Source organism: Marinifilum sp. D714 (assembly GCF_030851345.1).
Classification (GTDB): domain Bacteria; phylum Bacteroidota; class Bacteroidia; order Bacteroidales; family Marinifilaceae; genus Marinifilum.
The window spans coordinates 426,327-438,433 of the sequence record NZ_JALPNU010000001.1 but is presented as its reverse complement, the minus strand read 5'-3'; the positions used below and the strand labels follow the sequence as shown (position 1 = coordinate 438,433).

The 12,107-nt window shown below is 35.6% G+C and carries 11 protein-coding genes and 4 tRNA genes; 1 reads left to right on the top strand and 14 read right to left on the bottom strand.

Annotation, left to right across the window (positions count from 1 at the left end):
* Positions 1 to 13 precede the first annotated feature (13 nt).
* The 7 genes from M0051_RS01780 to M0051_RS01750 all read right to left on the bottom strand — a co-directional run bounded on the left by M0051_RS01780 (position 14) and on the right by M0051_RS01750 (position 2,638).
* A tRNA-Asp gene (locus M0051_RS01780) sits at positions 14 to 90 on the bottom strand.
* A 24-nt stretch (positions 91 to 114) separates the two neighbouring features.
* Positions 115 to 188, bottom strand: a tRNA-Asp gene (locus M0051_RS01775).
* Positions 189 to 210: 22 nt separating this feature from the next.
* Positions 211 to 287, bottom strand: a tRNA-Asp gene (locus M0051_RS01770).
* A gap of 77 nt (positions 288 to 364) precedes the next feature.
* Positions 365 to 438, bottom strand: a tRNA-Asp gene (locus M0051_RS01765).
* Between the two features lie 165 nt (positions 439 to 603).
* Positions 604 to 1,140, bottom strand: coding sequence for an RsmD family RNA methyltransferase (locus tag M0051_RS01760; RefSeq protein ID WP_306739834.1), 537 nt, complete (start codon positions 1,138 to 1,140; stop codon positions 604 to 606).
* Positions 1,131 to 1,979, bottom strand: coding sequence for a DUF3822 family protein (locus M0051_RS01755; protein ID WP_306739833.1), 849 nt, complete (start codon positions 1,977 to 1,979; stop codon positions 1,131 to 1,133). Before M0051_RS01755 ends, M0051_RS01760 begins: the two co-directional genes overlap by 10 nt.
* Before the next feature lie 17 nt (positions 1,980 to 1,996).
* Complete coding sequence (locus M0051_RS01750) at positions 1,997 to 2,638, bottom strand: hypothetical protein (RefSeq protein ID WP_306739832.1); 642 nt, start codon at positions 2,636 to 2,638, stop codon at positions 1,997 to 1,999.
* An 89-nt stretch (positions 2,639 to 2,727) separates the two neighbouring features.
* Between M0051_RS01750 and M0051_RS01745 the strand changes: the two genes are divergently transcribed.
* Positions 2,728 to 4,161 carry an ATP-dependent RecD-like DNA helicase gene (locus M0051_RS01745; protein WP_306739831.1) on the top strand — a complete coding sequence of 478 codons (1,434 nt, stop codon included), beginning with the start codon at positions 2,728 to 2,730 and terminating at the stop codon, positions 4,159 to 4,161.
* Here M0051_RS01745 and M0051_RS01740 read toward each other — a convergent pair.
* The 7 genes from M0051_RS01740 to M0051_RS01710 form a co-directional block, all read right to left on the bottom strand.
* Complete coding sequence (locus tag M0051_RS01740) at positions 4,158 to 5,378, bottom strand: response regulator (protein ID WP_306739830.1); 1,221 nt, start codon at positions 5,376 to 5,378, stop codon at positions 4,158 to 4,160. The two genes, M0051_RS01745 and M0051_RS01740, sit on opposite strands and share 4 nt — an antisense overlap.
* 44 nt (positions 5,379 to 5,422) lie before the next feature.
* Positions 5,423 to 7,168 carry a phospho-sugar mutase gene (locus M0051_RS01735; RefSeq protein WP_306739829.1) on the bottom strand — a complete coding sequence of 582 codons (1,746 nt, stop codon included), beginning with the start codon at positions 7,166 to 7,168 and terminating at the stop codon, positions 5,423 to 5,425.
* An 18-nt stretch (positions 7,169 to 7,186) separates the two neighbouring features.
* Complete coding sequence (gene rfbD / locus M0051_RS01730; protein ID WP_306739828.1) at positions 7,187 to 8,059, bottom strand: dTDP-4-dehydrorhamnose reductase; 873 nt, start codon at positions 8,057 to 8,059, stop codon at positions 7,187 to 7,189.
* A gap of 9 nt (positions 8,060 to 8,068) precedes the next feature.
* Positions 8,069 to 8,629 carry a dTDP-4-dehydrorhamnose 3,5-epimerase gene (rfbC, locus tag M0051_RS01725; protein WP_306739827.1) on the bottom strand — a complete coding sequence of 187 codons (561 nt, stop codon included), beginning with the start codon at positions 8,627 to 8,629 and terminating at the stop codon, positions 8,069 to 8,071.
* A gap of 1 nt (position 8,630) precedes the next feature.
* Positions 8,631 to 9,518, bottom strand: a complete 888-nt coding sequence (rfbA, locus tag M0051_RS01720) for a glucose-1-phosphate thymidylyltransferase RfbA (RefSeq protein WP_306739826.1) — start codon at positions 9,516 to 9,518, stop codon at positions 8,631 to 8,633.
* A gap of 92 nt (positions 9,519 to 9,610) precedes the next feature.
* Positions 9,611 to 10,555, bottom strand: a complete 945-nt coding sequence (locus tag M0051_RS01715) for a UDP-glucuronic acid decarboxylase family protein (protein ID WP_306739825.1) — start codon at positions 10,553 to 10,555, stop codon at positions 9,611 to 9,613.
* 61 nt (positions 10,556 to 10,616) lie between these two features.
* Positions 10,617 to 11,966 carry a UDP-glucose/GDP-mannose dehydrogenase family protein gene (locus M0051_RS01710; RefSeq protein WP_306739824.1) on the bottom strand — a complete coding sequence of 450 codons (1,350 nt, stop codon included), beginning with the start codon at positions 11,964 to 11,966 and terminating at the stop codon, positions 10,617 to 10,619.
* Positions 11,967 to 12,107 lie beyond the last annotated feature (141 nt).

The window sequence follows — 12,107 nt, the reverse complement described above, 5'->3', positions numbered from 1 at the left end:
AGAACTAATGTTTTGGCGGTCTGGACGAGACTCGAACTCGCGACCCCATGCGTGACAGGCATGTATTCTAACCAACTGAACTACCAGACCAAAATTTTCAAGAATAATCTTTAGCGGTCTGGACGAGACTCGAACTCGCGACCCCATGCGTGACAGGCATGTATTCTAACCAACTGAACTACCAGACCAGAATTTTTTAAGAACAAATTTTGGCGGTCTGGACGAGACTCGAACTCGCGACCCCATGCGTGACAGGCATGTATTCTAACCAACTGAACTACCAGACCAAATTGGTATTGTTCTTAAATAATCCTAAACTTCGATTATTCTTGTTTCAATATTTTAAAGAACTTTCTCTTCTTAGCGGTCTGGACGAGACTCGAACTCGCGACCCCATGCGTGACAGGCATGTATTCTAACCAACTGAACTACCAGACCGTTTTTTTGATAGCGATGCAAAGATAATGCAAGTTTTTTTACTTGCAATATTTCGTTACGTTTTTTTTGAGATTAAAACTTAGTTATCTCAGTAATATAGCGGTTTTGAGTGTGTTACACCTTGATGATAATATGCTTCTTTTTTTGCTTGCTGGTGAAGGTTGATTATTTGTATTCAAAAAAACTAAAGTTAACACTTCCGTATGTTCTTTTTTCTGTGAAATTTGGATGAGATGAGAAGTCATTTTTAGATCCATGTTCAACAATTAAAGTACCATTTTCATTCAATAATTCTTTTTCAAATATCAAATCAGGAATGGTGTTTAAGGTTTTTAAATCAAACGGAGGATCTGCAAATATCATATCAAACTTTTGACGACATGATTTCACAAAACGGAATACATCTGATTTTATAGGAAGAATTTGATCTAATCCTAGTTCCTGAACTGTTTTTTGAATAAAAGCAAAATGTCGATGATTTAGTTCAACGCATATTACTTTCTCAGCTCCTCTTGAGGCAAATTCATAACTAATACCACCTGTGCCTCCAAAAAGATCAAGAACACTTAACTCTTCAATGTCTACGATGTTATTTAAAACATTAAACAAGTTCTCTTTTGCAAAATCGGTTGTTGGACGAGCTTTAAAGCTTTTATCTGGTGTTATTCTTCTTCCTTTGTGAGTTCCACTAACTATTCGCACTCGGTTAAATTTAAAAGATTAATGAATTGATTGTATTCCTTGTGTGGAATCTCATTTTTAATTCTAAGCTTAGCTGGTAAAAGTTTTACCTCAACATTTGCAAGGTATTTTTTTAGCAACTGAATGGATTTACTTTCTTCTTGTACCAAACCATCAAGGATTAACTTACTTCTTTCGTGATTTAGTTTTTGCTGCTTGTATACATTTAAAATGTGATAGGCAAGGTCAGCATCCTCTTTGTATGCAAAGTTATTTATAAAATGTTTGCCATTTCTATCAGGAATTATAATATGGAAATATTCCTTTTGCAAATTCACATAAACCTTAGGATGATTATCAGAAATCTCATCCTTTATTGCAGTTTTATAGAAAGGAGTAGAGTGGTGGAAGAATTCTATTGTCGAAAATTGCTTTACAAGAATCTCTTTAAAAGATAAAGGTATAGCAAAAACATTCTTCGAATTCAAATGATTCAAATCGTTCCAATGCAACTCTTCATCACTACTTAAATTGTGACACAGCTGGTAGCCATCAAAAGCAAATTCTTCACTGAAAAATTCATTTGGAATGATTACAGCTTGATTAGAAACCCAAAGAACAGCAACAGAACTGTATTCTAAATTGAGAAATTCGTTGTTTCTAATTAATTCTTTAAATGAATTTAAAGTGTCAGCTTCGGTATTTTGTTTGAATGCTTTAAATCGTTCCAGAGCTACACAGTGCTTATTTGCATTGAGTATAGAAAAAGAAAATCCATCCGAGCTAACTCGGATGGATAATTTATATTCTTTCGATTTGTCTTTATCAAATGTTGAATCAACAAATACAAGGTTGTTCATAAACAGTTTGTGTTTGTTTACTCCCAGTTACCAGCGTTGTTGTTCGCTTCTTCAAGAGAACCAACCATTAAACCAGGATATTTGTTCAAACGAATACGGTTACCGTTATCTTCTTTAATTTCTTCACTGTATTCGTCGTAAATATCTTCGAAAATAATCATGTTAGAAACCTTAGCTTCGAAAACTTGAACTTTAACTTGAGAACCAGTAACGAATACACCAGCACCCATCTTAAATTGGTGTTTACCTTTTGTGAAAGGAACAAATCTTAAGTTTTCGATTGGGTATTCTTTTCCAAAAAGAGTATCAAGAGCTGAAATCATGATGGTATCACGAATGATGAAACCTTTCTGTACAGCTTCTCTCTCAGTCATACCAGATTCATATTGCTCATCGGTAAGTGTACCTTCTGACTTTACCAATGGCATTGAATCGGTCTTGATAAAACTGATCAATGTATCGAAACTCCCTGTATACTTACCATTAACATCTTTATAAGCAACTTGCGCCTTACGAATATCTTTTAATTGATTGATAATTTTATCGTAACGTTGCTTCTTAATTTTACCATATTCAAGTGGTTTGTTAATACTTTGGTAGCTTAAGTAAGCTAGTGCAACAATTGCTATGGCAAGTAAGATTTGAAAGACTTTTTTCATTTTTATTCTTATTAGTTTGTGTAAGTTTGTCTGCAAATTTAAAAAAAAAATCTATTTGGCTATTTTTATATCCATAAAATTTAACGGAAATGCTAAAAAATCATGTGGCTGAGAAGATTAAGGAACACCTTAATTTTGCTCCAACAAGCGATCAAACTAAGGCTATAGTTGGTTTAGCGGATTTTGTGACCCGAGTTCAAAATCAAAGTATATTTTTGTTAAAAGGATATGCAGGAACTGGAAAAACAACTTTGGTAAGTGCTCTAACTTCAACTTTGAGTGATTTTAAAATAAAATCAGTCTTGTTAGCACCTACCGGTAGGGCGGCAAAAGTGTTAAGTCAGTATGCAAAAAAGCCTGCTTTTACCATTCACAAAAAAATATACCGACAAAAATCGCTTGCCGATGCAGAGGCTGTTTTTGTAAAGGATAGAAACTTAAATGCCAATACTGTATTTATTGTTGATGAAGCCTCAATGATTTCAAATTATTCACCAGAAGCCTCACTCTTTGGTTCAGGTTGCTTGTTGGATGATTTGATTGAATATGTTTATTCCGGGAAAAATTGCAGATTAATATTGATTGGAGATTCAGCTCAGTTGCCTCCTGTGGGTTTGGATATTAGTCCAGCTCTTGATCCTGAAGAATTGCGTGCATGTTATCATTTTGATGTAGAAGAGTTGATTTTAAGACAGGTGGTTAGACAAAATGAGGAATCTGGAATTCTGATGAACGCTACTGAATTAAGAAACATGCTAAATGAGGAGAGAGAAGGATTTCCGGTTTTAAGTACTCAGAATTATCCGGATATTTACAAAATAGGTGGAGGTGAACTGATTGAAGAGTTGTCTTCTGCTCATTATAAGTATGGTGTTGAGGATACAATTGTGATAAGTAGATCGAATAAACGAGCAAATCGATTTAACCAGGGGATTCGAAATACTGTAATGTATCGTGAAGAAGAAATCTCTGCAGGAGATTTGTTAATGGTTGTGAAGAATAACTATTTCTGGGCTCACGATATCGAAAATATGGATTTTATTGCCAATGGTGATATTGTTGAGATTGTAAAGCTTCATAAGCATATTGAATTGTATGGTTACCGATATGCGGAGGTTACCGTTCGTTTTCCCGACTACAATGATGTGGAGTTGGATACCATGATATTGTTGGATACTTTAGATATTGAAACAGCTTCGTTAGGATATGAGGAGACCAAACAGCTTTTTTTTACCATTGCAGAAGATTATTCCGATATCAGAGTCAAGAAAAAACGTTACGAGAAAGTTAGAAACAATAAATTCTTTAATGCCCTGCAAGTTAAGTTTGCATATGCGGTCACTTGTCACAAAGCACAGGGAGGACAGTGGAAAGCTGTATTTGTTGATCAAGGGTACCTTGCTGATGAATTGCTGAATAGAGAATATTACAGATGGCTGTATACAGCTTTGACGCGTGCTACAGAGAAATTGTATCTTGTAAATTTTAAGAAAGAATTTTTTCCTAACGAACCAGAATTTTAAAGTTCAATCCCTACAACAAGTATATCATCGGTTTGTTCATAGTTACTTTTCCACTTTTCTAGCCAAGTAAATATATCTGATTTTTGAAGATTGATGGATTTGGTTTGGATTTCAAGCAATTTTTCAAAAAACTGTTTTCTTTTCAGTCTTTTTTGCTGATCACCACCCAATTGGTCGGTAATTCCATCGCTATACAAGAATATTCTATCGCCTGGTAAGAACTTAATCTCATTGACTGTAAATTCAACAAACTCAGACTCCTTTCCAATTGAGTTTCTGTCTCCGGCAATTTCAAATAACGAGAATTGTTCGTTGCTCAATTTGGCCTCTGTGTTTTCTCTGTTTACAATTAGTTGAGAATTATTTTCTCTAATTAAAACCAATGATCTTTTGGCACCAACAAACTCAATTAATTGTTCTTGTGGATAAATTGAACAGAAAATACCATCCATTCCATCGTATTGAGTGTAAGTGTCTGCCGATGTGTTTAATAGCTTGCTAAATTTTCTGCTTAATAAAGGGAAAATCTGTTCAGCTTGTATTTCGTTACCATTTTGAGACAAGGTGTGTAATTCCATTTGTCCCATCACAGTTAGCATAGCCGCAGGAACACCATGGCCTGTACAATCGAAAACACCAATGCTATTTTTGTGGAAACTTTGCTGAACCCAATAAAAATCTCCTCCTACTACGTGCTTGGGTAAATTAATGATGAATGATTTAGGATATAATCTTCTAAAATGCTCTGCATCGGGAAGAATGGATCGTTGAATGCGTTGCGCATGAATCATTCCCTGATGAATGTCATAATAGGATTTGTATTTAGAGATTTCCTGTTTTTGTTCATTAATTTGGAATGCAATCAGGACCTTTGTTTGTAACTCGGTAAAATCAATAGGCTTTTTAACGTAGTCTTGAGCACCTAGGTTTAGAGTAGCCTTAATGCTTTCCATCTCAGTTTTCGCCGTAACCATAATTACGGGAATTTCTTTTAGCCTATCGTTTGCCTGAATTCGTTCAAGAACTTCAATTCCATCCATTACGGGCATCATGATATCTAGTAAAATCACATCAGGAATATTTCCTTCTAACCAGGCAAGGGCTTGTTGGCCACTTTCCTTTGAAATTACTTCATAATCACGTCTAAAATATGCCTCAATCAACTTGTTGTTGATAGGTGAGTCGTCAACAGAAAGAATTGTTTTCTTGGTGTCCATAAATAAAATAAGTGTAGGGTAGCAGTAACGCTACCCTAAAAATATTAGTTTAAATTCAAAGAATCTATTATTCCTTCAATTTTTTTGTTTGCTTTTTCTTCAGTAGCATAGAAATCTTCTAAAGAAGGCAATTCTTCACGTACCTCGAAATAGTATTTGATTTTTGGTTCAGTACCAGAAGGACGAACAGAAATTTTAGATCCATCGTCTAAGTAAATTTGAAGAACATCTGCAGTTGTTTCGAAATCAAGATCGTTAGCCTCTCCTGTAATTGGGTTTGTGGCTTTTCTTGTAGTGTAATCTTTAATTAACACAACTGGCGATCCGTTAATTTCTTTTGGTGTATTAAACCTGTAATCGTGCATCATCTGTGCAATTTCCTGAGATCCTTGCAAGCCTTCACGAACGATGTAAATCATTTTTTCCTTAGAGAATCCATACTCTAAATAGATTTCTTTTAAGATGTCAAAAAGGTTTTTGCCTTGATCTTTCGCCCACGCTGCAATTTCCGCCATTATGCTACAAGATGATACAGCATCTTTGTCACGAGTAAAATCACCTGGCATGTAACCGAATGATTCTTCACCTCCACCTACATAATTCTTTTCAGGATTTTTGCGCATTACATCCGCAATCCATTTAAATCCGGTGTATGCATCGAAACATTCTACATTGTTTTTTTCTGCTACATCCTTAAATAATTCTGTAGTTACAATCGTTTTTACAACGTAATCATTACCGGTAAGTAAACCTAACTCACGTCTTCTTTTAATCAAGTAATATGTGAAAATTAAAGCAGTTTGATTACCGTTGATAATTTCCCATTCGCCTTTGTCATTTTTAACAGAAATTCCCAATCTGTCTCCATCAGGATCACAAGCCATTACCAAATCAGCATCAACTTCATCAGCTTTATCAACGGCCATTTTTAATGCTTCTGGCTCTTCTGGATTTGCAGACCAAACCGTAGGGAAGTTACCGTCAACTACATCTTGTTCAGGAATGTGAATTACATTTTCAAAACCGTAATTTGCCAATGAATCGGGAACCAATTTTACCGTTGTTCCATGCAAGGGCGTAAATACAATTTTCAAATCTTTCTGATTCTGAATGGCTTCAGGAGATAGACTTAGAGTCTTAACGGTATCAAGGTAAAGCTTGTCCATTTCAGCACCTAAAACTTCAATCAAATCAGGATTTCCTTCAAATTTGATGTCTTCTACCTTTACTGCCTTTACTTCGTTAATTACATTTTTATCGTGTGGAGGCACCAATTGAGACCCATCTTCCCAATATGCCTTGTATCCATTGTATTCTTTTGGGTTATGTGATGCTGTGATGATAACACCTGACTGACATCCCAAATGACGAATTGCAAATGACATTTCTGGAGTAGGGCGTAAGTCTTCGAAAATGTAGGCTTTGATTCCGTTAGCCGAGAAGATGTTTGCTACGGTATCAGAAAACAATTTACTGTTGTTTCGGCAATCATATCCAATACAAACCGAAATTTGTTCTTTGTTAGTAAATGATTTGTTTAAGTAGTTTGCCAATCCTTGAGTTGCAGCACCTACTGTATAAATATTCATACGGTTGGTTCCAGGTCCCATTTTTCCTCTTAATCCACCTGTTCCAAACTCTAAATCTTTATAAAATGAATCTATTAAAGCCGTTTTATCTTCCTGATCAAGAAGTTCTTTTACAGCATCTTTTGTCGCTTGATCATAATTCCCCTCTAGCCATTTGTTGGCTGTTTCAATTACACTGTCTAAAATTTCCGTTTTGTCCATTTTCGAAAAATTTCTTGGTTAACTTTTTATACGATTGATACAATGCGATATCCTTCCCCTCCAGTGTGGAATATCAAGTTCAAAAATATGTTTAATTTTTGATTTATTCAAGACGCTATAGTGTGGTCTTTTTGCCAAAGTTTTAAAGCTCTCGCTGTCAGTGCTGTTAATTTTACATTTATTACCGGCAATAATTTGTATTTCAGTTGCGAAATCGAACCAGCTGCAAACGCCTTCGTTTGAGTAATGGTAAATGCCAAAATCTTTGAACTGATTGTCTTTCTCTAATCTTTCGATGATATGCATTATGCACAAGGCTAGATCGTGCGCGTAGGTTGGGGTGCCAATCTGGTCAACAACAACTTGTAATTCCTCTCTTTCCTGTCCCAGATTCAACATGGTTTTCAAAAAATTTTTCCCGAATGGAGAATACAGCCAGGAAGTTCTAATTGTGATGTGATTTGGACAAATTTTTTGAAGGTAATTTTCACCTTTTAATTTGGTATTTCCATAAACACCTTGTGGCCCGGTTTGTTCTTCTTCGTTGTATGGTTTGAATCCTTTACCAGAAAACACATAGTCCGTTGAGATGTGAATTGGAATAATATTGTTTTGCTTCGAAATGATAGCCAAATTCTTCACAGCTTCGGCGTTTAAAAGCTCTGCCAATTCAATATTTTCTTCAGCTCCGTCTACATTTGTATATGCTGCACAATTTATCAGATAACTAAAGTTTTTATCTGCTACAAAGCTTTCTATGTCAGTAAAAGAAGTGATGTCTAGTTCTTCAATATCGGTAAAAACAAATTGGACATTTGGATAATTCTTAGATAGTTCTTTGATTTCAGAACCCAATTGTCCATTGCTTCCTGTTACTAAAATATTTGTCATAGGCGACTTTTATTTTCCAAATTTGAAATTTCTTTCAGCTTCGTTAAAGTTTGGCAAGACCTTATCCTTTGGCGAAATGATCGCATTTTTAGGATCTATTCTCCAATCAATATTTAAACTTGGATCGTTAAAATTAAGACCTCTTTCAGCTTCCGGATTATATAGGTTGTCGCACTTGTAAACGAAAGTTGCTGTTTCGCTTAGTACTGAGAATCCATGAGCGAAGCCTCTTGGTATAAGAAACTGTATTTTGTTTTCAGCTGATAATTCAATTCCTCTCCATTTTCCAAAAGTAGGTGATCCTTCTCTTAAGTCAACGGCTACATCGAAAACTTTACCTTCGATTACGCGAACCAGTTTTGTTTGAGAGTATGGAGCGAGTTGATAGTGCAAACCTCTTATTACACCATATCCTGATTTGGATTCATTATCTTGAATAAAATTCAAGTTTAGATCGTGTTTAAGGAATTCTTTCTCGTTATAACTTTCGAAGAAATAACCTCTTTCATCTTCAAATACTCTAGGTTGTATAATTAATAAATCGGGAATTTCTGTTTTTATTATTTCCATGTCAATTTTCTAAACGAGTGATGGTTTCATTTGCAACATTTACCAAATACTCTCCATAAGTATTTTTAAGTAGTGGTTTGGCAAGTTCTAACAGTTGATCTTTGTTAATAAATCCATTTCTATAGGCAATTTCTTCTATACAAGCAACCTTTAAGCCTTGTCGTTGCTCAATGGTAGCAATAAAATTGGAGGCTTGCAACATGCTTTCATGGGTGCCTGTATCCAGCCATGCTATGCCTCGACCAAGAACTCTTAGTTTTAATTTGCCTTCTTGTAAATAGATTTTATTAAGATCGGTAATTTCAAGCTCTCCGCGTTTCGAAGGTTTTAATGATTTTGCTTTCTCAACAACCGTGTTGTCGTAGAAATATAAACCTGTTACTGCATAGTTTGATTTTGGGTTTTGAGGTTTTTCTTCTATGCTTTTCACTAATCCGTTCTTGTCAAACTCTGCAACACCATATCTTTCAGGATCATTTACGTGATATCCAAATACTGAAGCTCCATTTGTTAACTTTGCCGATTCTACCAATTGTTTGCTAAACTCATATCCATAGTAAAGGTTATCCCCAAGAATCATACAAACAGGACTGTCTCCAATAAACTCTTCACCAATAATAAAAGCCTGTGCCAAACCATCAGGAGAAGGTTGTTCGGCATAAGAAATATCCAGCCCATATTGACTGCCATCATCAAATAAATCCTTATAAAGAGGGAGATCTTTTGGCGTTGAAATGATAAGAATCTCCTTAATGCCAGCTAGCATTAAAACCGACAATGGATAGTAGATCATCGGTTTGTCGTAAATTGGGATAATTTGTTTTGAGATGCTTTTTGTAATTGGATAAAGGCGTGTGCCCGACCCTCCGGCTAATATAATTCCTTTCATATTTATTATTGCAGATTTACAGTGTGATAAATTGACTTAAAATAAATGCTTGGGTGTTTCTTGTTTTTGGATGTAATATTTATGGCATTGTGCTATTGATTTTTTAAAAGAGTATCAAAATAGGAGATCGTTTTTAACAATCCTTCCCTTAATTGAATTTTTGGTTCCCAATTGTTCAGTTCCTTTTTGGCAAGACTAATATCTGGTTGTCTTTGTGTAGGATCATCTTGTGGCAAAGGAAGATGGATGATTTTAGACTTTGAATTGGTTAATTCAATTACATTTTGAGCGAGTTCTAGAATGGTAAATTCGTTTGGATTTCCAATATTAACAGGTCCTGTAAAGTTACGAGGAGTCTGCATCATTCTCGACATGCCTTCCACCAAATCATCAACATACTGGAAACTTCTGGTTTGCGATCCATCACCAAAAATGGTTATGTCTTCGTTTTGTAATGCCTGCACAATGAAGTTCGATACAACACGCCCATCATCTGGATTCATGTTTGGGCCATAAGTATTGAAAATACGTATGATTTTTATATCAACATTATTTTGGTTGTGATAATCCATAAATAAGGTTTCGGCACAACGTTTCCCTTCATCATAGCAAGAGCGAACTCCAATTGGGTTTACATTTCCCCAATAGTCTTCTGTTTGGGGATGAATTTCAGGATCGCCATAAACTTCACTGGTAGAGGCCTGTAAGATTCTTGCTTTAACACGTTTGGCCAATCCCAACATGTTAATGGCACCCATAACTGAAGTTTTAATGGTTTTTATCGGATTGTATTGATAATGAATTGGCGATGCTGGACAGGCCAAGTTGTAAATTTCGTCAACCTCGGCAAAATATGGCGTAGTAACATCATGTCGCACCAATTCAAAGTAATGATCATCAAGAAGATGGGCAATATTTTTTTTCGAGCCAGTAAAATAGTTGTCAAGGCAAATTACATCATTCCCTTCTCTAAGTAGGCGCTCGCACAAGTGTGATCCAATGAACCCTGCACCTCCGGTAACAAGTACTCGTTTCATGTGTGTATAGTTAAATTCCTCCCAATATTGGAAGGAATTGATGTTGTAAGTTAATAATTAATTATTTAGCAATAGCCTTACTTTCTATGCCAATAACTTCTCTACCGATAGAGTAGTAGGTGTACCCATTGTCTCTCATTTCATCAATGTCGTAAATGTTGCGTCCATCAAAAATGATCTTGTTTTTCAATAGTTTCTCCATTACTCGGAAGTTTGGAACTTTAAATTCGTTCCATTCGGTAATTATAATAAGAGCATCAGCATCGATTAATGCTTCATATTGATCTTTTGCATATTGAATAGAATCACCAATTCTTCGGTTACACTCTTTCATCGCAACAGGATCGTAGGCAACCACTTCAGCACCTTCATTAAGTAGCTTGTCAATAACTACCAATGCTGGAGCTTCACGCATATCATCGGTGTTTGGTTTAAAGGACAATCCCCAAATGCCAAATTTCTTCCCTTTAATATCTCCATCGAAATGAGACATTACCTTCTTGTAAAGCACACTTTTTTGTCGATTGTTTACCAATTCAACCGATTTAAGTATCTCAAGAGGATGTCCTTCCTGCTCTGATGTTTTTACCAATGCCTGAACATCTTTAGGGAAGCAAGACCCGCCGTAACCAGTTCCCGGGTAAATAAATTTATTTCCAATACGAGAATCCGATCCAATACCTTTACGCACATTGTTCACATCGGCACCAACAATTTCGCATAGATTTGCGATATCATTCATGAATGAGATTTTTGTAGCCAGCATTGAATTGGCCGCATATTTGGTCATCTCGGCAGAAGGAATATCCATAAAAATTACAGGATGATTGTTCATTAAGAATGGTTTATACAACCTTTTCATCACCTTCTGTGCTTTCTCCGATTCTGTCCCAATCACTACGCGATCCGGTTTCAAGAAATCATCGATTGCTGCACCTTCTTTCAAGAATTCAGGGTTTGATGCTACATCAAAAGTCAGGTCTGAATTTCTTTTGTCCAGTTCATCCTGAATGGCAGCTTTAACCTGTTTAGCTGTTCCAATTGGTACAGTACTTTTTGTAACCACCACCATATAGTGTTGAGCATACTTGCCTATTTCGCGGGCAACACCAAGTACGTATTGTAAATCAGCACTACCATCTTCGTCAGGAGGAGTACCCACTGCAATAAATACAGCATCGGCTTCTGTTATACTATCTTTTAAACTGGTTGAGAATGATAAGCGGCCTTTTTCCATATTACGCTTCACCATAGGAGTTAATCCTGGTTCGTATATAGGAATAATGCCTTTGTTTAGGTTGTCAATTTTTTTTTGATCAACATCAACACAAGTAACGGTAATACCAGTTTCTGCAAAACAGGTTCCCGAAACAAGACCAACGTAACCTGTACCAACAATAGTAATGTTCATATAGATAGTTTTTTAAGTAATTGCTTACGGATTAAGTTTTCTAACTGTAAAATAAAACAAAATAAATTAAAGTAATAGTCTCTTAAAAGCAGCATTTTTGCCTCTTTAGTGGTTCTTGCAATTTTACTACGGAAGATTTAA